At 37.1% G+C, this 23307-nt stretch carries 21 protein-coding genes; 2 read left to right on the top strand and 19 right to left on the bottom strand.

Annotated features, from left to right (window positions below):
- Positions 1-18: 18 nt before the first annotated feature.
- The 15 genes from OCV53_RS06545 to OCV53_RS06475 form a co-directional block, all read right to left on the bottom strand.
- Positions 19-426 carry a C-GCAxxG-C-C family protein gene (locus OCV53_RS06545; RefSeq protein WP_009265149.1) on the bottom strand — a complete coding sequence of 136 codons (408 nt, stop codon included), beginning with the start codon at positions 424-426 and terminating at the stop codon, positions 19-21.
- A gap of 18 nt (positions 427-444) precedes the next feature.
- Positions 445-1125 carry an Rpn family recombination-promoting nuclease/putative transposase gene (locus tag OCV53_RS06540; protein ID WP_262568743.1) on the bottom strand — a complete coding sequence of 227 codons (681 nt, stop codon included), beginning with the start codon at positions 1123-1125 and terminating at the stop codon, positions 445-447.
- Between the two features lie 198 nt (positions 1126-1323).
- Entirely contained in the window at positions 1324-2085 is a 762-nt protein-coding gene (gene hisF, locus OCV53_RS06535; protein ID WP_055197245.1) for an imidazole glycerol phosphate synthase subunit HisF, read from the bottom strand.
- 12 nt (positions 2086-2097) lie between these two features.
- Positions 2098-2703, bottom strand: a complete 606-nt coding sequence (gene hisH / locus OCV53_RS06530) for an imidazole glycerol phosphate synthase subunit HisH (RefSeq protein WP_055197244.1) — start codon at positions 2701-2703, stop codon at positions 2098-2100.
- Positions 2704-2715: 12 nt separating this feature from the next.
- On the bottom strand, positions 2716-3495 hold the full coding sequence (locus OCV53_RS06525; protein WP_055197522.1) for an SIR2 family NAD-dependent protein deacylase: 780 nt from the start codon (positions 3493-3495) through the stop codon (positions 2716-2718).
- Between the two features lie 131 nt (positions 3496-3626).
- Entirely contained in the window at positions 3627-5105 is a 1479-nt protein-coding gene (locus OCV53_RS06520; RefSeq protein ID WP_055197242.1) for a HAMP domain-containing sensor histidine kinase, read from the bottom strand.
- The gene (locus OCV53_RS06515) at positions 5102-5782 is read right to left on the bottom strand and encodes a response regulator transcription factor (protein ID WP_022375237.1); all 681 of its coding nucleotides are present in this window, start codon (positions 5780-5782) and stop codon (positions 5102-5104) included. The genes OCV53_RS06520 and OCV53_RS06515 overlap by 4 nt, the downstream gene beginning before the upstream one ends.
- Before the next feature lie 251 nt (positions 5783-6033).
- A complete protein-coding gene (locus OCV53_RS06510) occupies positions 6034-6903 on the bottom strand; it encodes a DUF368 domain-containing protein (RefSeq protein ID WP_055197240.1) in 870 nt (289 codons plus the stop codon).
- Positions 6904-7019: 116 nt separating this feature from the next.
- Positions 7020-7646 (bottom strand): ATP-binding response regulator, encoded by a 627-nt coding sequence (locus tag OCV53_RS06505; RefSeq protein ID WP_148368934.1) that lies wholly within the window; start codon positions 7644-7646, stop codon positions 7020-7022.
- A gap of 3 nt (positions 7647-7649) precedes the next feature.
- Positions 7650-10916, bottom strand: a complete 3267-nt coding sequence (locus tag OCV53_RS06500; protein WP_148368932.1) for a histidine kinase dimerization/phospho-acceptor domain-containing protein — start codon at positions 10914-10916, stop codon at positions 7650-7652.
- Positions 10917-10945: 29 nt separating this feature from the next.
- Positions 10946-12427 carry an extracellular solute-binding protein gene (locus OCV53_RS06495; RefSeq protein ID WP_022375240.1) on the bottom strand — a complete coding sequence of 494 codons (1482 nt, stop codon included), beginning with the start codon at positions 12425-12427 and terminating at the stop codon, positions 10946-10948.
- Positions 12428-12563: 136 nt separating this feature from the next.
- Complete coding sequence (gene mnmA / locus OCV53_RS06490; RefSeq protein WP_081020042.1) at positions 12564-13649, bottom strand: tRNA 2-thiouridine(34) synthase MnmA; 1086 nt, start codon at positions 13647-13649, stop codon at positions 12564-12566.
- A 9-nt stretch (positions 13650-13658) separates the two neighbouring features.
- A complete protein-coding gene (nifU, locus tag OCV53_RS06485) occupies positions 13659-14096 on the bottom strand; it encodes a Fe-S cluster assembly scaffold protein NifU (protein ID WP_008391662.1) in 438 nt (145 codons plus the stop codon).
- Between the two features lie 34 nt (positions 14097-14130).
- Positions 14131-15315, bottom strand: a complete 1185-nt coding sequence (nifS, locus tag OCV53_RS06480; protein ID WP_055197238.1) for a cysteine desulfurase NifS — start codon at positions 15313-15315, stop codon at positions 14131-14133.
- Between the two features lie 2 nt (positions 15316-15317).
- The gene (locus OCV53_RS06475) at positions 15318-15776 is read right to left on the bottom strand and encodes an RrF2 family transcriptional regulator (protein WP_022375440.1); all 459 of its coding nucleotides are present in this window, start codon (positions 15774-15776) and stop codon (positions 15318-15320) included.
- A 135-nt stretch (positions 15777-15911) separates the two neighbouring features.
- Between OCV53_RS06475 and OCV53_RS06470 the strand changes: the two genes are divergently transcribed.
- A complete protein-coding gene (locus OCV53_RS06470) occupies positions 15912-17228 on the top strand; it encodes a polysaccharide biosynthesis protein (protein ID WP_055197236.1) in 1317 nt (438 codons plus the stop codon).
- 71 nt (positions 17229-17299) lie between these two features.
- Here the strand turns inward: OCV53_RS06470 and OCV53_RS12250 are convergent, their stop codons facing one another.
- The 4 genes from OCV53_RS12250 to OCV53_RS06455 all read right to left on the bottom strand — a co-directional run bounded on the left by OCV53_RS12250 (position 17300) and on the right by OCV53_RS06455 (position 21976).
- Positions 17300-17650: a PD-(D/E)XK nuclease domain-containing protein gene (locus tag OCV53_RS12250; protein WP_055197234.1), complete on the bottom strand. Its 351-nt coding sequence runs from the start codon at positions 17648-17650 to the stop codon at positions 17300-17302.
- Entirely contained in the window at positions 17637-18074 is a 438-nt protein-coding gene (locus tag OCV53_RS12245) for an AAA family ATPase (protein WP_055197232.1), read from the bottom strand. Before OCV53_RS12245 ends, OCV53_RS12250 begins: the two co-directional genes overlap by 14 nt.
- Positions 18075-18244: 170 nt before the next feature.
- Positions 18245-19921, bottom strand: a complete 1677-nt coding sequence (locus tag OCV53_RS06460; RefSeq protein WP_055197230.1) for a S8 family peptidase — start codon at positions 19919-19921, stop codon at positions 18245-18247.
- Between the two features lie 96 nt (positions 19922-20017).
- Entirely contained in the window at positions 20018-21976 is a 1959-nt protein-coding gene (locus tag OCV53_RS06455) for a fructose-bisphosphatase class III (RefSeq protein WP_055197228.1), read from the bottom strand.
- A gap of 225 nt (positions 21977-22201) precedes the next feature.
- Here OCV53_RS06455 and OCV53_RS06450 point away from each other — a divergent pair, with 225 nt between their 5' ends.
- On the top strand, positions 22202-23260 hold the full coding sequence (locus OCV53_RS06450; protein ID WP_022375433.1) for a glycoside hydrolase family protein: 1059 nt from the start codon (positions 22202-22204) through the stop codon (positions 23258-23260).
- Positions 23261-23307 lie beyond the last annotated feature (47 nt).

The following is a 23307-nucleotide window of genomic DNA, read 5'->3' as shown; positions in this document are numbered from 1 at the left end:
CTTTCTATTTCAATTAGATCATTCTGCTAAAATTTCTTCCAGAATGGCTGTTGCATCTTCAATACAGCCTGGACAGGATCTTAAGACTTTTCCCGTTTCAATCCCTTTTAGGTCCTTACATTTTGTTGCTTGATTCTTCTCCTGAAAGCGTTTTACAAGCTCTCCTGAAAGTTTGTAGGTTGCTGCTTTGGAAACTGGTTTCTCGATGTCTCCACAGCTTTTTATGGCACCGATGACTGCAACGGCTCCGGTGATCGCTCCACATGTTCCTTCCATGCAGCCCATTCCTAGTCCATGACCTTCCATCATCTTGAAAATGATGGATTCGTCGATTCCCATTTCTTCAGCAAATGCACAGGCAACTGCCTGGGCACAGTTGTAGCCTTTCTGGTGGTTTTGTGCTGCTTTGTCTGTCTTGATACTCATTTGTAATGTCCTCCGATTTTATTCATTATTAATTAGATTGTAGATTTCTTCTGCTGTTTTGTCTGGATGTTGTTTTACTTGATCGTAGATTGGTCTTATCTTGGTTGTTGACTCTTCTAGTTCATCTGCTATTTGTTCTAGATTCTTGTTTTTCTTTACTTTTTTCTGAATCATAGAAATTTGATTTAGTAATTTTCCTGCCCTTACCCCACGATTTTCCGCACTCTGCAGCTGACTCACTCTGTCACTCGCTGCCATCGCTTCTCTCAAATATAGATATCTGTCCCGTTCGTCCTGGCTCATCTTTACCATTTCTTCTTGTATCCTTTCCATATATCTATTACCTGCTGATTCCTGCGCAACCTCTTCCCATGTCGTTGCGGCGATCAGTCTTGCCCAACGGTATAGAGGATGCTTTCTTGCTTTGCCTTTGGCTGCCTTTGTTTTCTTTAATTCTATCACATGGAATTGAAATTTTCTACTGTAGAGTTCATTGGTTTTTTCGTCTCGCAATGTCACTTTATGGTAATATCCAGGACTTTTCATCATGTTAAAATTTAAGATTCCTATATGGATACAAGGTGAAAGCTTCCAGTAAGGATCGCCTTTTTTAAAACCTTCTGTAAACATCCGACAGTTGTAGAAAAGGCTTCTCTCTGCCCAGTCTTCCTGATAGGTATTTTGCATTTCTATGTTAATCTTTTTACTTCTTCGCTGATAAAATTATTTTCATTTTGTTCCATATGTCCCCTCCTGTTTATTATGTAAATGTTTGTATTTTATGTAATTAAAACACATTTGTTTATTCCTGTCAATATTTTACAATAACATTGTATTAAAAAAGAAGACTCCTCACAAAAAAAGAGTCTTCTTTCCTTATCATCAAATGATATAATTCTATCGTCTGACACTAATCCCTCTCTGATCCAGATATTCCTTGAGATCAGATATCTTCAATTCATTAAAATGGAACAGTGAAGCCGCCAATGCTGCATCTGCTTTTCCTTCTGTCAATGTATCATAAAAATGTTCTTTATTCCCCGCACCACCAGATGCGATCACTGGAATATCAACATTCTCTGCAATGATTCTTGTCAGTTTATTGTCATATCCTGCTTTCGTTCCGTCACAGTCCATGCTTGTTAACAGGATTTCTCCTGCTCCACGGCGGTTTGCTTCCATGGCCCATTCTACAGCATCTAAGCCTACATCGATTCTTCCACCGTTCTTGTAGACATTCCATCCGCTTCCGTCGGCTCTGCGTTTGGCATCAATCGCTACAACAACACACTGGCTTCCGAATTTGTCTGCTGCATCATTGATCAGATTCGGTGTATTGATTGCTGAGGAATTAATCGAAATCTTATCTGCGCCTTCTCGTAAGATTGCTTTAAAGTCATCCACAGTACGGATCCCTCCACCGACGGTAAATGGAATAAATACTTTTTCTGCGACTTTTCTTACCATATCGATCATGATATTTCTTGCATCGGATGATGCTGTGATATCTAAGAATACAAGCTCATCTGCACCTGCTTTGTCATATGCTGCTGCGATCTCTACCGGATCTCCGGCATCAATCAGATTAACGAAATTGACACCTTTCACAACGCGTCCTGCTTTGACATCTAAACATGGGATAATTCTCTTTGTATGCATCGCCAATTCCTCCTATAGTGAAACGAAGTTCTTTAAAATCTGTAGTCCTACGGTGCTGCTCTTTTCCGGATGGAACTGGCAGGCAAAGATGTTGTCTTTCTCTACTGCTGCGTGAATCTTCACACCATATTCGGTTGTTGCTGCTACGATATCTTCATCGTCTGCCTGAAGATAATAGGAATGTACAAAATATACATATGGATTATCTGGAAGTCCTTTGAATAATCTAGAACCTTCTTTAACTTTGATATTATTCCATCCCATATGTGGAATCTTTAAATCTCCACTCTTTGGAATTCTTAAGATCTTTCCTGGTAATAATCCAAGTCCTTTCACCCCTGGTCCTTCATCACTAGATTCAAACATTAACTGTAGCCCAAGACAGATCCCTAAAAATGGAATATTCTTCTCTACGACTTCATGAATCGTATCTTCTAATCCATAATGACGAATCTTCTCCATCGCATCTGCAAATGCTCCAACTCCTGGAAGAATGACTTTGTCGCTGTTTACGATCTCATCGTGATCTCTTGTGATGATTGCTTCTTCTCCGAGGTAATTCAGTGCTTTCTCAACACTTTTGATATTTCCTGCATCATAATCGATAATCGCTATCATAGGCTGTCTCCTCTATTCGTGTGCTATGTTTAAAAAGTCACGGCTGTCCATCTTGATCCCGATTCCTTTTTCTTTGATCTCTTTTCCAATCTGGTAAAGTGAATGATGCACTCTTACAAAAGTTGCTTTCTCATTGTAGAATGCCATCTTCTCGAAAGGCCAGCGGAACAAACTTGGGACTTCAAAACCTTCTCCTAATTCTAATATAAAAAGCTTTTTATTTAAAGTGTTTTGGAGCCATTTCGTATAACTTGCCCATGAATTTAGGTAGGCTCCTTCGATATAGATGGATTTTGTCTCTTCTGTACGGACATTAAAGATTAATTGTTTGCCACACTTTGGACACTCCAGATGTTCTATCTTACCTGTTTTCTCGTAATAATCAATTAGATCTTTAAGTCCTAAGTTGGCTGGATAGAGCTGTTCATCACATGGTCCGCTGCACTGGAAGAAATCACCGTTGCCACATGGTGCAGTAACATGATCTTTCTTTAAATGAGTATGATATAATAATCCATCATCATTGCTTGTCACTACAAAATATTCTTTTCCTTCTAAAACTTCTTCTAATTCTTTGAACAGATCTGTCTCTTTCATAGATAATAAATATTCTCTTTCGTAGACTGTTCTCATCCATTTGGAATCTTCATCATCTTTGCCGATCAGATTCTGATAATGTTCATTTGTGATTGCTTTCTTAAAATCGATCAGACGGTCTGCACGTAATTCTCGTCCGATTCCAACTAATACAAGGTCTGCATCTTGAATCTGGTCTTTGTAATCTTTTAACATATTTCTTTCATCCTTTTTATCCTTATTTGCCAAAGGAAACCAGCTTACACTGATTTCCCCTGCTTTTACTCTTTCTATATCATACCACAAGAATCGTTTCCTTGTCTGTATTATTTTTACATTGAATCATACTATTCGGATTCAGAATCTGCGGATTCTACTTCAAAGTAAAATTCTACTCCACCTTCTACATTCGTAACTCCGTAATCTTTGCCATGGGCTTTCATCGTAGCTTCAACGATAGACAATCCAATTCCGCTTCCACCGTATTCTCTTGTTCTTGCCTTATCGACTTTATAAAATTTTACCCAAAGCTTATTGATATCTTCCTGTGGAATATGATCTCCTGTATTGAATACTTTGACTCTTAAGTCCTTTCCATGCTGACAATAGCTTACTTTGATGATTCCTCCATCTGTAACATGATTTCTTGCATTGCTCAAGTAGTTATTCACAACCTCTTCGATCATAAATTCATCTGCCCACACATGTGTCTCTGGTTCATCAAAAATAATCTGAACTCCTTGTTTCTCCACAAGGATCTTACTTGCTTCCACCATATTTTGAATCATTTCCGTAATATCAAATCGTTCCATGTTAACCTGATTATTTCCAAACTCAATCTGATTGAGTGTCAGCAGTTTCTGAACCATCCTGTTCATCTTCTTTGCTTCATCTGCGATAACGTCACAGTAGAATTCCTTGCTTTCTTCGTCATCTAAGATATTGTCTTTCAGCCCTTCTGAATATCCTTGGATCAATGCGATCGGCGTCTTTAATTCATGTGATACATGGGATAAGAATTCCTTTCGCATCTCATCAATCTGAACTTTCTGCTCAATATCCTTTTGAAGCTCATTGTTTGCCGTTTTTAGTTCTGAAATAGTTAATTCCAATTTAGACGATAGCTCATTGATACTGTTCCCAAGCCTTCCAAGTTCGTCATCTGATCCTGTTGGTACTTTTACATCAAAATCAAGATGCGACATCTGATTCGCTGCTTTTGCCATATCTTCGATTGGCTTTGTAAACTGGCGGCTGTATAAATACATTGCCACTGCACCACAAACGATCAAGACCAATCCAACATACATCGTAAACTGTCCTGATAATCTTGCACTTGTCTGAATACTTTCCATCGGTGTGCTAATGATCACCGTATAATCATCCTCCAGATATCCGATCAGATTAATACTTGTTCCAATACTCTTATTGGAATTGGTCATAACTGCATATCCCTGTTTGCTGATCTCATTACTGATTCTGTCCAGATTATTATTTAGAATATTCCAAAGGTTTTTATACATAAAACTCTTTTCGCCTTCTGAGCTATATACATTCTGTCCTGTCGAATCATTGATCATAATTCTATAATTATACTTTTTGGCAATCTCATCAACATCATTCTTACGAACTGTATCCTTCTTAAACACTTTCTGTATCTCACAGTATGATTCCTTAATTGCCTTTTTCTCTTTTTCTGTATAGTATGTTTTAAGCATCGTAAGATTTACTAATACAGACAATAAGATCACCGATGTCATGATAATGATCAGCATCAAAGTCATCTTTACTCGGACTGAACGGTTTTTTAATACTCTCTTTTTCAATTCTCTTCAACCTCAAATTTATATCCCATGCCCCAGATCGTATGAATGTAAGAACCTTTCTCGCCAAGTTTACTTCTTAATTTCTTCACATGCGTATCAATTGTTCTGGCATCTCCAAAATAGTCATAATTCCACACCTGATTTAAGATACTCTCTCTTGTAAGTGCTCTTCCCTGATTGGACATAAAGTATTGTAACAATTCAAATTCTTTATAACTTAAATTGATTCCTTTCCCATCTATCGATACATGGTGTCCTCCAACATCCATCACGATTCCGCCTGCTTCTAACTGTTCACCTTCTGTCTGAACCGTTCTTCTTAAAAGAGCTTCCACTCTGGCTACTAAAATCTTTGGGCTGAATGGCTTGGAAATGTATTCATCCACCCCAAGTTCAAATCCAAGAAGCTCGTCCTGTTCCTGATCCTTGGCTGTCAGCATGATAATCGGAACTTTCGATACCTTACGGATCTCTTTGACAACTTCCCATCCGTCCATCTTCGGCATCATAACGTCTAAGACTAAAAGATTGATTCCTTTTGTAGAATAAAAGGTATCAACCGCTTCTTCACCATCCTGTGCTTCTAGTACCTGATAGCCTGCTCTTGTGAGAAAGTCTTTCACTAGCTTTCGCATTCTGCTTTCATCATCCACAACTAATATCTTTAATTCACTCACCTTATATCTTCCTCCTGATTTTATTTTTATACGATCATTTATAATACTGTACTTCCTATCGAGTAAAAAACAGCTTTTCTCATTTTGTTGATTTTATTCTATCATAGGATTATGTCAAAACTGTGAATGTTTGTTATGAATTTACAATCGTAATTTTACGACATACATAACATATGCAAAAAAGGAGCTTTACAGATAAAATTCTGCAAAACTCCTTTATTATACTCTCGTATTTTATTAAATTCATTGGATTATTCAGAAATTGCTTTGATCTTCTCAAGTCCAAAAACGATTGCAATACCGATAATAAAGAATACCGGATGGAACGTATGAAGTGTCATTGCTGCCTTCGTATTCTCCAGTGTTGTTGGTCCCATAACGATTGCATATAAAGACCCGATCATCATTCCAATGACAAAATAAATCATTGCTGAACGATGATTTTCCAAAGCTCTCTTGATCAATTTAATGACAAGTGCGATCCCTGTTAAGACTCCAAGTCCGAAGATCACAACAACTGGAAAGTAAGACAGATTTAGATGCATTACTTCTTTAACAGCAGTGATCACTGGAATGTATAATCCAAAGATCAAAAGCATAGTTGATCCTGAAATCCCAGGAAGCACCATTGCTGAAATTGCTACCATTGCTACCGCAAAGATGTAAATACCAAGTGTAACATTTAAATGTTCTACACTGACACTGATACCTTTTCCAGATACCGGATTAAAATATGTGATCGCTGCAACTAATACAACTCCGATCACTACAAAAATGATATTCTGATATTTCCCTTTTAAGGAATCCCTCTCTTCTTTACAGATCATTGGAATCGCAAAGATGATAAGTCCTAAGAATAAGGAACTGATCTCATAGATCTTATCATCAAAAATACTAGCCAGAACAGAAACCGCTGCCCCCATTCCGATTACCCATCCAATTCCAATTCTTATTAAAAACTTGATTGCTTCGATTCTTTCTTCTTTTGTTCCTGACATCAAATGATCGAGTGATGTGATAAACTTGTCATAAAATCCAAGTAAGAACGCAACCGTTCCACCAGATACACCCGGAACGCTGTCAGCTAATGCCATACAAAATCCTCTGATAAAATTTAGCATACTACCTCTTTCTCCTGTTATTTGTTAATATACAACTCATAGTATTGTAACATACCTTTTTTTTAGAAGAAAGTATGAAATAAAATACGCATATACTCATCTGATATCTATAAAGACTAAGAAGATATTAACAATAAAACCTCTTCCAACTTAGCAAGATCGATCGGTTTAGATAAATGTCCATTCATCCCACTTGCAAGAGACTTTTTCACATCTTCATCAAATGCATTCGCACTCATTGCTATGATTGGAATCTCCTGACAATCTCTTCTTGAAAGTCTTCGAATCTCTTTGGTTGCCTCAAGCCCATCCATCACTGGCATCATGATATCCATAAAAATAAGATCATAATATCCTGGAGCACTTGCTTTGATCTTATCCAATGCTTCTTGTCCATTATAAACAGATTCCACGATCACTTTATAGTCCTTTAGTATCGTTGTAATGATTTCCATATTCAGCTCATTATCTTCTGCGATCAAAATTCTCTTTCCTTCCACATTTAATGGATGATCCTCTGCTTTCTTTACCTCTTCCTGATCTTGTGCAAGTTCCAGTGTCACATGAAATCCAAAGATACTTCCTTTTCCTAACTCACTTTGAAGTTCAATCTCTGAATCCATCATATGAACTAAACGATTACTGATTGCAAGTCCCAGTCCTGTTCCTTGTCTTCTTGCGAGATCAGAATTATCGGCCTGCTCAAAACGTTTGAAAATGATCTCCTGCTTATCTTTTGCAATTCCTCATCCATTATCCTGCACCGCAAAATAAACATCAGAATGTTTCTCATCCATAGCTGTTTCTTTCACGATCAGTGAGATATATCCAGCTTCATCACAATATTTGACCGAATTACTTAAGAGATTCACAAGAATCTGATTAAGTCTTAGTTCATCGCATATGAATGTATGGTGAATCAGTTCAATCTGTTTTACAAAATGTAGCTTCTTTTGCTTTATCTTTGATTCCATCACAACGCTTAGATCTTCGATCACTTGATTCAATGAATATTTCTTTTTTACAAGCTGCATCTTCCCACTTTCAATCTTGCTCATATCAAGAATATCATTCAAAATGCCAAGCAGATATGTAGAAGAACTCTGAATCTTTCTTAAACAATCCATTCTTCTTGCTTCCCCTTGATCTTCTCTTAAAGCAATCTCCGTCATACCGATAATACCATTCATTGGTGTCCTGATTTCATGTGACATTCGTGCAAGGAAATCAGATTTTGCCTGAGCCAGGAGATTGTGACGTTGCAGGTTCATTCGGTTTTGGATGATCGCACTAATCTCTTCTAACTGTTTCTGCTCTTTCTCCTCATAAATATATTGACGCTCTACTCCAATAAATAATACACTTCCAGAATATTCTCCATCATCAAGCATATGGAAGATCATACCATCTTGTTCTTTGACAAAGTCTTTCAGTAATGGTTCCTGACGCAGCTTTTGTGTGATTGGAAGAATCTTTTGCTTAATGTTATTTTTTATGAAATCTGCATATTGTGTTGCATTACAATGTACGATTCCGCTCCATTTTTGTGTATCTTCCTGTTTCCACTGATAGGAATAGCTATTTACCAGATATTCTTTGCTAAAGTTTATGATCTCAAGATTTTTAAGATGACAAACTTCCTGAAGTTTCAGAGCAAGTACATCCATTGCAACCTTCATATCACTACTACGATCAAATAAATTTAATGCCAATGATGACAGACTCATTTCTTTTAGCTTTTCAAAAATTGGGCGTTCTTCAATCTTCATATCTTTAGGAATGATCTGTTCTTCTTTGGATAATTCTTCATAACAAAGTTCTTTCATCTGCTTGCTTTTTGCTAGCTGTAAAGCTTTTTCTGTCTGTTTTAGCATTTCCCATATATCATCATCCTTTGATATCATAGATATTCCTGCCTTAAAGCTTAATTCCTGATAATCTTTATGAATCATATTTTCAAAATCTTCTCTGATCAGATCAAGAAGTTGTTTCATATCATCTACACTTTTGTGTGGAATCCAGATTACAATCTTTCCTGCATTTCCACGAATAAAAATAGCATCGTTGATCTTCTGCTCTATACATTCTCTACGAATGATCTTTGCTAAATGTTCCAGTATCAGGTCTCCAAATACCAGACCATATTTTTGGTTTAATTTTGTAAACTGATCAATCTCAAGTTCTGTGAATACTGACTTATGAACCTGTTTCATTCGTAACATGATTTCATTAATTCCATGTTCCAAACGGTAAAACTTAGTTGTAGAATCAAGAATCTGTTTATTTTTCTGTGCTTCTTCTAACATCTTGTGCTGCTGAATGTCATGTACACAGGCAACCACACGATCATATTCTCCATTCTCATCCTTCATCACACTTCCCGTCAGATTTACCCATTTATAGTCTTTATGAACATTCTCTCTTAAACGGCATTCAATATTCAATTTCTTCTCGTCTGTCTTAAAAATGTCAAATACTTTCTTGCGGTCTTCCGGATGGATACACTCGTTTCTTAAATATTCTGGATGGTCTTTGCATTTCCAGACTCCATCAAATTCTTTGCTGTTTACAATTTCAAGGATCTTATCCTTCTTACGATAAGTAAAGAACAAATCATTGGATGTCTCTACTGCAATCTTATAACGTTCTTTTTCTTCCAACAGCCTATCTTCTGCTTCTTGCTGTGCATCTGTCAATGTTTCGATCACTTCATGAAGTTCATTGATTTCTTTGATCGATGATGATCCATACTGATGAATTTTCTTAACCCCGCCTCTTACACTTTCAGCAAGCGTATATACTGGTTTTGTCACATAACGTATCAAAATATATAAAAGGATAACTGCACATAATGTACTTCCTATGATTGTTGCAATGATCCACATATATACCTGATTCCCAAGTCCATAGATAGAATCCTCTGTAACAAATCCACACAATGTCCACTTCGTATCCTCATATGGTACATTATTACTATATAATTTTAGAGGTTTTGTGATCGCATAGATTCTTTGCGTTCCAACAAAAGCATCCTTCACTTTATATAATTCTTTTCCTGTTTGTTGTTGTAATTTTAAAGTCTTTCCAACTCTTGCTGCTGCATCATAAAGTGTTCCTTTTCCACTGATGATCTCATAAGTTTTATCAGAATCATCCGACTGATCGATCGTCAATGCATATCCTGCATTTCTTGAAGTATCAAGATCATGTACAGAATAGTAACTGTTTAAAAAATCCAAGGAAATCTCCACTCCCAAAACTCCATAGATTTCTCCATCATACTTCAAAGGTACAGAATAAGTGATCATCTTATGATCATCCAAATAACTGTCTTCCAAGATAAATGGCTTAGCCCAATAGCCAAGATCGACCATCTTACTGTCTTTATATTTCTGTGCCGCTATGTATGGCTGATAATAAAAATCATCGGCACTTCGCTGTCCATTTCCACAAAAATGGAAATTGGTTACCCACGGACTATCTAAGGAAATCTTCTCATTATGAGACAGCTTCTTACTGCCACGTTCCATTAGTAAATCTGTATTCGAAACTGTCTTAGACTGTGGATTAGAATCTCTTACAAAAACTCCTTGATAATCTGCTTCTTTTGAAATATCCTGGTCATTCGCCAGTACTAGGAAAACACCAGATGTTGTATTATACTGTAGTGTACTCAAAAGCTGTGGGAATACCTTTTCCAGATACTGCCCCTGTAATTCTTTTGATTTCAAAAACTGCTTTATCGTTTTATGATCACTTTTTAATAAATTCTCGAGATTCAGTGAAAGCCCATCACTCTCTTTGTAGATCGTACGCCATTTCTCATTCATATCATTTTGCAGGATCAACTGGTTTTTCTCTATCATATGCGTATCCATCTGTATCGTATTATCTTCCAGACTCTTCTTGATCCCGCTCAGTACAAGTGTCAAAAACGGTATACTCCCCTGGATCAATATGATCACAAGCATCGGTATTAACATGATCTGCAATAATGATCTCTTCTTTTTCACGCTCTGTCTCCCCTGTTACTACGAAACTTTCATTTCGTTTCCTTTGCTTCCTGTGCTTTCTCAAGTGCACTGCAAAATCCCTGATACCATGTTTCAAAATTCTTATCTGATGTGTATTGCTTTAACACACTTTCTCTGGATGCACCTGCCTTGATCGCTTTATCAATGGCAGCTTTATCCGCAGTTGCCTGATCGGATAAATTATAGTCCAAGACTTTTCGCATACTATATCCATTCTTGAATGTCTTTGTTGTGTAAAATTTTGTTTTATCAAAATTATCCAATGTGTTCTTCAGACAATCGTAGGTTTTATCATCTACTTTGATCTTCTTATCTTTGATCATCTGATCCACACTCTTCATATTGTTGGCTTCTTTCAAAACTGGCAGATAAGAAGATTCACAAACAAATTCAAGGTTTTGTTTTTTCTTTGAAAACCATTTTAAAAATACAGTCGCTGCATATTCGTGTTTATCATCTGATTTCGTCACTGCCATTCCAGCACCCTGCTGCACTTTATAATTTTTTCCACCTTTCATGATCGGTGCTTCTAATACTTTATAATCAATCTTATGAGAACCCTTATCTTCTTCTACCTTATCCGGGAAATAAAATGCAGAAGACGTAGAACCTGTATATGCAATAATATTTCCTGTCTTCACATCGTCAGATCTGAATCTTCCGTAAGATGCAAAATAGCCACTCACATATGGTACATAATAGTTTTCCCATAAACGTTTTATGGAGTTTTTATCTACATTCACTGTTACTTTTCCATCTTTGACTCTAAATAATTCCTGACCCATCTGCTTCATTCCGATCACAAAATAATTTGACATGGAATCTCTTCCATAGAATGCTTTTCCATCATTTGGTGTATTCGGTGTCTTTGCATCTGTCCATTCATAGTATTTCTTTGCTACTTTTGTGATTCCCTCTGTTGTCTTCAGGTCATCCGTTGTCACTTTCATTGCCTTGGCAAATGGTTCCCAGTCTGTCGTATTTAAAAGCATTGCTTCCGTTGATTTAGCAACTGGAAGTAAATACAGCTTTTTATCGTTATTTAAATATCCTTCTTTGATGTAGGAATCTATATATTTTGAAAGTTCTTTCTTCGTAAAATATGGTGATAGATCTGCTAATTTTCCCTTTTTCTGGATGGAATATGCCGTATCTGCATAAGTTGAAAAAATATCTGGCATATCTTCTGCACCTACTTCTTCGTTTACCGAACTTGTCAATGCCTTATCAAGATCTGCAACTGATCCGTGTCCATAGCCTTCAACATAAATTCCTTGTTCTTTTCCAACGGTTGAATTAAATTTCTCTAGCAGTTTGTCAAATGTTGCCTGCTGGTTTCCATTATAATAATGCCAGACTTTTAACGTCACTGGATTATCTGGGTCTAGCTTGACCGTCTTTGCCTCATCTTTCTTTAAACTGCCACATGCTGTCAATAATGATGTGATCATCATGCATGCCATCAGTGCGGCCAGAAACCCTTTTTTCATAATATCATTCCCCCCTTATCATCATGAACTACTTTTTTCATTATAACATGATTTTTTTATTTGAAATAGAAAAATATAGAAAACAAGGAAGTTTTTATACCTTTTTTGAGATATAAAAACTTCCTTGTTTTTTTATTTATTCATTTGCCGCACGAAGGATCGTAGCTCCTCCTGCAACAATATCTCCATCATAGAATACAACGGCCTGTCCCGGTGTGATCGCTCTTTGTGGGTCGTCAAAGACAACTCTCACTTCATCTTCCCCTGTCATATAAACTCTGCAAGGAACTTCCGGACTATTATAACGGATCTTCGCCATCAGTCTCATACCATCTTCAAATGCTGGTACAGACATACAGTTAACTTTATTTCCATATAAAACATTGGCAAATAAATCCTGCTTGTCTCCGACGACGACCTCATTCGTATCTTTATCTACTTTAATGACATATCCTGGTTTCTTCAAGGATAGTCCCAAACCTCTTCTCTGTCCTACAGTATAGTAGATGATTCCTTTGTGCTGTCCTAAGACATTGCCTTCTGGATCTACAAAATTTCCTTTTGGAATCTTTGTTCCAGTTGTCTCTTCAATAAATTCACCATAGTTATCATCTACAAAGCAGATATCCTGACTATCAGGCTTCTTAGCTACTAAAAGTCCGATCTCTTCTGCGATCGCTCTGACTTCATCTTTGGTATATGCCCCGATTGGCATGAGTGTTTTGGAAAGCTGATTCTGAGTCAGATTATACAGGGCATAGGTCTGATCTTTCTTCTGTGTCTTAGAACATTTTAATGCGTAACGTCCGTTATCAAGCTTTGTGATCTGTGAATAATGTCCGGTTGCAATATAGTCTGCTCCAATATCTAAGCAACGCTTTAACAAGGACTCCCATTTTACATAACGGTTACATGCGATACATGGATTTGGAGTTCTTGCATTTAAATATTCTTCACAGAAATAGTCAATGACTTTATCTTTGAAGTCTTTTCTGAAGTTCATAACATAATGTGGGATTCCAATTGCCTGGGCAACACGTCTTGCGTCATCAACCGCTGATAATCCACAGCATCCGCCATTCTCCTCCTGAACAAACTCATCTTCTTCCTGCCAGATCTGCATTGTCACACCGATCACGTCATATCCCTGCTTCTTTAAGAGATATGCCGCAACAGATGAGTCAACACCTCCTGACATTCCAACCACGACTTTTTCTTTCACAGCTGCCTCCTAGTATTCCTCTTCTTCTTCACCTTCACTGATATCTGTTTTAGGTTTTTCTAATCCTTCGATCTTGATACCATTTTTCTCAGCATAATCCCATAATGCTGCGTGAATTGCTTCTTCTGCAAGTAAAGAACAGTGAACTTTCACTGGTGGAAGTCCGTCTAATGCTTCCATAACAGCTTTGTTTGTTACTTCTAATGCCTGCTGGATGTTCTTTCCTTTTACTAATTCTGTTGCCATACTGCTTGTTGCAACAGCTGCTCCACATCCAAATGTCTTGAATTTGACATCCTGAATGATTCCATTATCATCGATATCTAAGTAGATTCTCATGATATCTCCACATTTTGCGTTACCAACTGTTCCAACACCACTGGCGTTTTCAATTTCTCCTACGTTTCTTGGATGCTGAAAATGATCCATTACTTTCTCACTGTACATTGTGATTCCTCCTGATTTATCTATCTATAATTTTCTAGTTATTTTTCTTTACGAAATCTTCGTATAATGGTGACATCTTTCTTAATTTTGTCACGATTTCTTTGATCTTATCAACAACATAGTCCATATCTTCTTTTGTTGTTTCTTCTCCGATTGTCATACGAAGTGATCCATGAGCGATCTCATGAGGCAGTCCGATAGCTAACAATACATGAGATGGATCTAAGGATCCAGATGTACATGCTGATCCACTAGATGCACAGATTCCTGCCATATCAAGCATGATCAGTAAGGATTCACCTTCGATAAACTGGAAACTGATGTTGATATTATTTGGTACTCTCTTCACTGCATCTCCATTTAATCTGCAGTATGGAACTTCTGCTAAGATTCTCTTGATCGCATAGTCACGAACTTCTGTTTCTTTCTTGATTCTTTCATCCATTGTTGCAAATGCGATCTCGACTGCTTTTGCAAGTCCTACGATACCTGTGATATTTTCTGTTCCGGCACGTCTCTTTCTTTCCTGAGCTCCACCATGAACGAAAGAACGAAGTTTTAATCCTTTTCTGATATATAAGAATCCGATTCCTTTTGGTCCACCGAATTTATGTCCGCTGACACTTAACATATCGATGTTGTATTCATCGACATTGATTGGAATCTGTGCATATGCCTGAACTGCGTCTGTATGGAAGATGATTCCATGTTCTTTCGCGATCGCACCGATCTCTTTGATTGGCTGGATCGTTCCGATCTCGTTGTTTGCAAACATCACAGAAATTAAGATCGTATCTGGTCTGATTGCTGCTTTTAGGTCATCTAATTTTAAGATTCCGTTTTCATCAACATCGATATATGTGATCTCGAATCCTCTTTTTTCAAGATATTCACATGTATGAAGGATCGCATGATGCTCGATCTTACTTGTGATGATATGTTTTCCTTTGCTTGCATAAGCTTCTGCTGTACATTTTAATGCCCAGTTATCAGATTCAGAACCACCTGCTGTAAAATAGATGTTCTCTGGTGTTGTTCCAAGAGATTTTGCGATCGTATCTCTTGATTCATCTATGACTTTACGGTTATTTAATGCTGGTGTATATACACTGGATGGGTTCCAGAAATTTTCTGTAAAATAAGGAAGCATTGCATCTACAACTTCCGGTCTTGTTGCTGTAGTTGCTGCATGATCTAAGTAAATGATTTTCTTTTCCATGATTATGATTCCTGCCTTTCTTCTTGATCATATTTATTATGTATTTCGATTGATTCTTCCATCAATTCTTGTAAGGTAATTGAATCAACCGCCTGCTGGATGCTATCATTGATTCTTTGCCAGACTGTCTTAGTTACACAGAACTTTGTTCCGCTGCAAGTGGATGTATCTCCAGTAAATGCTGCACAGTCGATCGGTGTTAGATCTCCTTCCAGAGTTCTTAAAATATCTCCTGCGGAAATGTCTTTTGGATCTTTATCCAACATATATCCACCTTGTGCCCCACGAATACTTTTGATAATTCCTGCCTTCTTAAGTTTTGGTAATAATTGCTCTAAGTAGCTGACAGAAATATTCTGCCGTTCTGCGATCGCACTGATCGGTACCGGACTATCCTGACTGTATACTGCAATATCTACCATTGCTCTTAATCCATAGCGTCCTTTTGTCGATAATTTCATTCTCTCACCTCAATCCCGACTATATAACTCGGATTTCATTTGTTATATTAACAAAGCATCTTTGTGATGTCAACATTATTTGGAATATCTTATTTTTTTATTTCATACAATGATTAAAAACGGCTGGTATCTCTTATGAAAAATGCAAGCCCATTTATCTGTGGCACTGTGATCTTAACAATTTCAAATTTTCTTTCACGGCTCATTGGATTCTATAATAGAATATTTCTTGCAGGGATGATTGGTGCACATCAGATTGGAATTTATCAGTTGATCTTTCCTGTATATCTTCTTGGGTTTGCGGTCTGCTTTCAGGGATTTCAGATTGCACTTTCTAAGATCACTGCGGAAAAAAAAGCTGCAGGAATAGTTGATGCTGCCAAAACAACTCTTCGACTTACAATTATTTTGACAATGGTGCTTTGTTTTATTTTTTCCTTTTTTTGCTTTGTATATGCAGATAAAATCTGTGCTGTCTTTCTTCATGAACCTGCCTGCGTGCCATGCCTTCGGCTTGCTGTCCTTGTTCTTCCTTTTGTCGGTGTCAAAAATTGTATTCATGGATATTGTCTTGGAGTCGGAAATTCTTATGTCCCCGCGCTTTCTTTGTGTTTAGAACAGATTTCTCGGGTTTCTTCCATTTTTTTGCTTTCTATATTCTTGATAGAAAAAATGCCAGTTGCTGCATTCCTTGCTGTTTGTGGAATGGCTGTCGGTGAAATCGTTTCATTTTTCTTTACTGTGATCTATTATCTTTTACATAAAAAATCTGATCATGTTAAGGCAGGATCCGGTTCGACTGTATCAAAACGTTCTTTATGTTACGAACTGTTATCTCTTGGGATTCCCCTGACTTTAAACAGCTTGTCTGTCACTTTATTGCAGAGTGTGCAAAGTATTCTGATTCCGATGATGTTATATCGCTTTTATGGAAATCGGTATCGTAGTGTCGAGATTTATGGAATCTTAAGTGGAATGGTACTTCCTTTTATTATGTTTCCATCTACGATCACAAATGCTTTATCTTTAATGCTCTTACCTAAGATTTCCGCTGCCAAAGCTGAAAATAATTCTGCTTATCTTAGACGTTGTGCGATCCTGCCTATCATTTTTTGTTTGATTCTTGGAGTTGGGGCTTGGGGCGGATTCTTTGTATTAGCTCCTTGGATTGGGAACTTCTTTTTTCATAATAAACTTTGCGGGGAATATTTAAGATTATTGTCTTTTCTATGTCCGTTTTTGTATTGTTCTTCAATCTTATCTACGATTTTAAATGGACTTGGAAAAACGAAAGATACACTGCTACATAACAGTGTATCTCTTGTGATTCAGATCTGTTTTATTTTATTTGTCATTCCTTTGTATGGGGTTAAGGGATATTTTGGAGGATTGTTTCTTAGTTGTTTGTTCCTTTGCTGGGCGAATTATCGGAAATTGAAAATTGTGATTTGATAGGCTTTCGTATATGTGACAAAAATCTACAGTTGGCCAACTCCACAACTTAAATTTTTTCTACCTTACAACTACTTCTTCAAAATCGTACATCTCTTTTTATAAAAAGAAATCCCATAACAAATCACTTCATCACAGCTGTCTTCATACTCTTTTGCATACATCCGTTGATCGATCTGTTTGATCGCTGCCTGACAATCCTGATCCATTGCATCGATCGTCTTCGAATACTTTGCCTCGAATATCACAACTCTTCCATCTATAGAGTCATAAACAACCACATCACTTCTGCCTTCTCCATGTTCTTTATTTGATTCCACCATATATCCTGCTCCTGCAAAAATTCCTGCAAGAAATGGGTAGAAATCTTCTTTATAATCGTGATAACTGATTGTTTTTCTAAGTAGTTTATTCTTTTCCATAATATTTATTCATGATCTGCAATAATAATTGTAAGGAGCGCGAAATCTCAACTGTACTGGCTTGCTGATTCTGTAATCTTCGAAACATCTGTCGTTCATTCTCACTTAGTTGTTCACAATCTGTTAAGTATGAATGCTCTTCAAATAAACTTCCAATCTCATATACTAACTGATCATATGCTCCTTGGAAGTTTAATCCATCAATATTTTTAAATGTTAGAAAAATGACTAGATACTGGTTCATCCACTCTTTGCATACATTATCTTTTTTTGAAATCTCCAGACCTTCAAATAATTTCCTGCTGTCTTTTTTTATATCAAAGAAGTTGTATAACATACTCATTCCAAGTGTTTTTCCAAAACGTCTTGGTCTTGTGATCAATGTAACTTCCGTTGCTGGTGTTTTTAGAATTTCACTGACCAAGCCTGATTTAGTCTGAAATTCCTACTGGAATGTTTAAGTTTATCATGTTACACCTTCTTTCCTGCGATATTAATAGTTAACAAAAGTATCACTTTTTTCCATTTTGAACACTTGTAATATTTTCAATCCTGTCTCCTGCTGCTTCAAACAATTTTCTTATCTTCATTCTTTTACCGTATTCCCAAAAACGTCTCATAAAGATCAACTTCCCCATATCCCCATTCTCGATTAGGATATATTCTCCCTTGATCTCTTCTTGCACCGCGGATCAGATAATTCTTAATCCTCGTCGTATTCATCTGCATATCATTTTTCTGTACAATTCCCCATTCCAACATCAATGCTGCGATTCCCGCTGTGATAGCTCCTGAGACACTGGTTCCTGATCTTCTTCCATAACGATTTCTTGGAAGTGGTCCTAAGATTTCTACTCCGGGTGCTGTAAAATCTGGTTTGATCGCATTTCTTGGGAAACCTCTGCTGCTGTCGATTGCAAGACTTCCTGTATTAGAATTATAATTTCCGCAACACATTAATAATCCTGTATTGGATGGTGCTACCAGTGTATTATATGGTGTCGATTCTAAAAAAAATGTGTCTTCACTTAGAAAATTTGTAATTGGAAGCCATAGATCAAACTCTCTGTTTCCAACTTCATCATCGCTGACATAGATATTCCAAATCCCGGGGGCTGGATTTTGAAATCTCATAACGATGACAGGTGCTCCTGCAGATGTATCTACTGTAAAATATTCCACGATCAGCCTTGTTCTTTCCAGTAAAAATGTGACATCTCTCTGTCCGCTTAATCCTCCTTGAATCCTTCCCGTTTTCTGTCCAGATGGTGATTCGATATCCACATAATATCGGTTTGGTGCTAATCCCCATAATTCCATCGTAAATCCATATTCTGATTCTCCGACTTTTACTTCTACTTTGGATGCATTTTGTGAAACCTGACCGCTGTAGTGATGTCTTGCCTGCCCTTCATTTCCGGCACTTGTGACGACTGCGACTCCTCGAAGCATAGCTCTGCCTGACAGATATTGATCTAATGGACCTGTTCCAAGATGGGATGCAAGGCTTGTTCCGATTCCTAAAAATATGACAACAGGTCTTTGCAGTTGTTCTGCGATCGCATCAATATAGCGGACTGCCAGCATGATATCTGTTTCTGCATATACTTCGTATTTTGGGTCAATGCAGTAGTATTCTTTTAAATAATCTTTTGCCTTTCTTAACTTGACAACAATGAGTCCTGCATTTGGGGCAATCCCTGAAAAACCTGCTTCGTTGTCCTCATTTCCTGCGATTAATCCTGCTAAAAAAGTACCATGTCCGGATTCATCCTTCGATGGTACTTTTTCTTGCGGCACTTTACTTCTTAGTGCTTCTTCGATCTGTTCTTTTGTGTATTCTGTTCCGTATCCTAGGAAGGTATCTTCTGGATTGCCTTTGATTGTCTGATCCCATAGAGAATAAATCTTGCTGCTACCGTCTTCATAGCGGAATGCCTGATGTTCATAGTCGATTCCTGTATCGATCATTCCGACCAAGACACTATTTCCATAAAGTTCTAACGTACTTCTCCTTACTTGTGCAACTCCAACATCTTCTAACATCTGTGTATCCATCAAGCCAAAACATCTTGGGATCGTGTTGTATGGGCAGTTTTGTCCGTAGATTGATGTCCGTCCATTTTTCGGGACGTATGCGATTGCAAATCTTTGATCGATGACTGTGATACATTCGGTGTTAAATTCTTCTTTTACATAGTCAACAACTCCACTATATTCTCCAATAAATTCAAAGTAGTCATCACTTTGGGCGGCATTTTCGCATGGCATAAGAATACCTCGGATTTTTTTATAGTTTATGCTGCAACTTCTTAATTTGTTATTTTACAGTAACCTTACACTTCATTGTCTTACCATTGCAACTTGCTATAATATACGCTCCGTAATCAGTCCTTTCTGATAAGCCCATAATAACTGTTCAAGATCTGCCACTTTTTCTTGTAATGCTTTTCCATTATCCGTATCAAGAACACATTTTCGTTTTGTTACCTTATTGATAATCGTTGTGTCAGAATGAATATCTGTTTCCTCACGAATTGCTGTATCTCTTGATACAAATGGTTCATGTGCTACGATTTTTAATTCATACGAATTCGAAACAAGTGTATATCCCGCAATTCCTGTTGTCTTCTGATATGCTTTTGAAAATCCTCCATCAATGACAAACAGTTTACCACCACATTTAATCGGACTTTCTCCTTTCTTGACCGCAACTGGCATATGTCCATTGACGATCTTTCCTGTCGCCGGATCTAAACCAAACTCTTCTAAGATCTGATTGATCACTGTTTCATTTTCATACCATTGATAATAATAGTCTTTTTTCTCTTTCTTAAGATCTGCATCATCCAGAAAATACCTTTCAAACGTTGCCATCTTTGCTTTTCCATAAACAGGTGAATTTTCATTAGACCAGATGAACCACATAATATCCTGTCCGTATTTTCTAGCTTTCATATTCTTCTCTTCATAATACCCTTGTCTTGCCAGATGTTCCAAGATATCATAAAGTTCTTTTCCCGCATATTTTCTTCCTTCGATCTCTACCTCACGGAAGGTACCATCTTCATTCAACGGTACACAGCCATGATACAGAAGCATTCCATTAAATACTTTATATAAATTTCCTTTCGCAAACAAAAATCTTACATGTTCCTGAAGATAAGCACAATATTTAAATACGGTCACAAGATGATCCATCACGTATTCTTCTTCTTTTGTCAGCTTATATGGATCTTCTGGATCGATCGTTGGAAAATTCTTGTCTTTTAGTTCATATTCCTTTCCATCCAATGTGATCGTTCCTTTTTCATAATCAACCTTGTCTAATAACAATCGATCGTCCATTAAAAAATCCTGACGCCGTTTGATCAATTGTCCTTCAACTTTGAACTGAATGATGGCGATTGCTTTATGCATCTTCTTATTTAATTCTTCTTCACGGATGTTACTTTCATCAACTTCTCCAGATGCATGGAATAGCTCACAATCGTCATCTTTATAACATTCCAGTGCAAATCTTGCCAATGGGATCAGATTAATTCCATAACCATTTTCCAATACATCCAGATTATTATATCTTGCACAGATCCTTACTACATTACAAATACATGCCCGATGCCCGGATGCAGCTCCCATCCATAAAATATCATGATTTCCCCACTGAATATCTACATTCTCCGTTTTCATGATACAATCCATGATCCTGTGTGGACCTGAACCTCTGTCATAAATATCACCGATCACATGCAAATGGTCAATGGAAAGATCCTGAATCAGATGTGCCATTGCTGCGATAAACTGTCTGACCCTTCCTGTTGTTATGATCGTCTCAAGAATCTGTTCTACATATTTTTTCTTATCTGCTCTTCGATGTTCCACCATCAATTCTTCCATAATATAGGCAAATTGAGGATTCATTGCTTTTCTTACTTTTGATCTTGTATACTTGTTTCCAACCGCTCTTGCAACATGCACAAGCCGTACCATCGTATCATGCTGCCACTCTAACAGTTCATTCCTTGGTAATTCTTCTTCCATTAAATCCATTTTCTGCTCTGGATAATAGATAACAGATGCTAGATTTTTCTTTTGTTTTTTTGTTAGTTTATTTCCAAATTCATCCTCTATCTTACTTCTGACTGCTCCTGATCCATTTCTTATAATATGACTGAATTTCTCATATTCTCCGTGGACATCAGACAGGTAATGTTCTGTTCCTTTTGGCAAATGTAAGATTGCCTGAAGATTAATTATCTCCGTTGAAGCAGCTGCGACATTTGGATAACGCACTGCCAGTTCCTTTAGATACTTCATCTGGTCCATGAGAAGAATCCCCTTTCGTTTACGCTTATTTTATTGTTCTGTAATATTATATCATTATTTTTCATACTTTCCCAATAACTTTCTTTCATTTTCCTTAATTATGATGCTTTTATGAAAATAATGTCATTTCTTGTGTTATACTGTAGTCAGTCTTTGCAAAATCTATGTAAATTTTCTGATTTTTGATCGTAGATTTGAAAGGCTGCATACAATAAGGAGGAGATTATGTTAAAAAAGAACAAAAGCATTGCACTGGTGATGATCTTAACTTTATTGATCGTCACTTCTTCTTGTGCACCAAAAAACACGCAGACAGAACTTAACCAGCCTGCAAAAACAAACACCTCTTGGGAGCGGAAACTTTGCAGATCAAAACTTAATATCATCAGTTCTTATGGTGATGATCAGGCATTTCACCCAAAAGTCTTGAATTTTGACAAACCTTGGAACGGCTACCGCTACTGGATGGCTTATACACCATACCCAGGTGCTGACCAGCGAAAAGAAAATCCCCATGTCTGCGTATCCAATGATAAAATTCACTGGAAACCATTTGAAGGAGAAGGAAAAGCTGTTGCACTGGATCCACTAACTCCATTTGAAAATCCTGACAAGCAATATAATTCTGATACACATCTTGTATATAGAAAGGATATCAATACTTTAGAATGCTACTGGCGCCAGGTTGATAATCGTACCCAGATCGATAAGATCATGAAACGCACAACAACTGATGGTATCCATTGGAGTAAAGCTCAGAATGTATTGGTTTCTGATGCACACACTGACCGCATTCTAAGTCCATCGATCATCTATGAAAATGGACGATATAAAATGTGGACCGTTAATTGCAAAGGAAAATATCCGATTCTATACCGTGAAAGCAAAGACGGATTCCATTGGAGTAATCCACGCAAGATTCAGTTAAAATATCCATCAAATAATCTTCGCAGCTGGCATCTCGATGTCATTCATACGAACAAAGGATATGAGATAATCGTTGTTGCTTTCATTAATGGTCATAAGCACAGAGAAATGAATCTTTACTATACTTCTTCTAAAAATGAACATGATTTTAAGAAATGTATCACGATCTTAAAACCATCCCAAAAGAAGAAAACATGGGATAACCGTGGTATTTACCGCAGCAGCTTCTTTGTAGAAAATGGCACCTATTATATCTATTACAGCGGTATCGGTTATCCAAAGGGACCAAAAAGTTCTCAAGGTGTTGGTCTTACCTATGGGCCATCGGTGAAAAACATTCATGGTTATGATGTATAAAATATCTTGACGTCATAAATATTCGGGTGTAAACTGTTAGCAATAAG

The organism is Anaerostipes amylophilus, from assembly GCF_025567365.1.
GTDB lineage: Bacteria > Bacillota > Clostridia > Lachnospirales > Lachnospiraceae > Anaerostipes > Anaerostipes amylophilus.
Note: the sequence above shows the minus strand (reverse complement) of the source record. Positions and strands in the feature narration are given on the sequence as shown.

Bases quoted from the DNA above. Each gene is read 5' to 3' on its own strand.
- OCV53_RS06510 (WP_055197240.1), bottom strand. From the start codon at position 6,903: ATGCTAAATTTTATCAGAGGATTTTGTATGGCATTAGCTGACAGCGTT.
- OCV53_RS06470 (WP_055197236.1), top strand. From the start codon at position 15,912: ATGAAAAATGCAAGCCCATTTATCTGTGGCACTGTGATCTTAACAATT.
- nifS (WP_055197238.1), bottom strand. From the start codon at position 15,315: ATGGAAAAGAAAATCATTTACTTAGATCATGCAGCAACTACAGCAACA.
- hisH (WP_055197244.1), bottom strand. From the start codon at position 2,703: ATGATAGCGATTATCGATTATGATGCAGGAAATATCAAAAGTGTTGAG.
- OCV53_RS06450 (WP_022375433.1), top strand. From the start codon at position 22,202: ATGTTAAAAAAGAACAAAAGCATTGCACTGGTGATGATCTTAACTTTA.
- nifU (WP_008391662.1), bottom strand. From the start codon at position 14,096: ATGTACAGTGAGAAAGTAATGGATCATTTTCAGCATCCAAGAAACGTA.
- OCV53_RS06460 (WP_055197230.1), bottom strand. From the start codon at position 19,921: ATGCCATGCGAAAATGCCGCCCAAAGTGATGACTACTTTGAATTTATT.
- OCV53_RS06455 (WP_055197228.1), bottom strand. From the start codon at position 21,976: ATGGACCAGATGAAGTATCTAAAGGAACTGGCAGTGCGTTATCCAAAT.
- OCV53_RS06525 (WP_055197522.1), bottom strand. From the start codon at position 3,495: ATGTTAAAAGATTACAAAGACCAGATTCAAGATGCAGACCTTGTATTA.
- OCV53_RS06495 (WP_022375240.1), bottom strand. From the start codon at position 12,427: ATGAAAAAAGGGTTTCTGGCCGCACTGATGGCATGCATGATGATCACA.
- hisF (WP_055197245.1), bottom strand. From the start codon at position 2,085: ATGCATACAAAGAGAATTATCCCATGTTTAGATGTCAAAGCAGGACGC.
- OCV53_RS06545 (WP_009265149.1), bottom strand. From the start codon at position 426: ATGAGTATCAAGACAGACAAAGCAGCACAAAACCACCAGAAAGGCTAC.
- OCV53_RS12250 (WP_055197234.1), bottom strand. From the start codon at position 17,650: ATGGAAAAGAATAAACTACTTAGAAAAACAATCAGTTATCACGATTAT.
- OCV53_RS06475 (WP_022375440.1), bottom strand. From the start codon at position 15,776: ATGAAATTATCGACAAAAGGACGCTATGGATTAAGAGCAATGGTAGAT.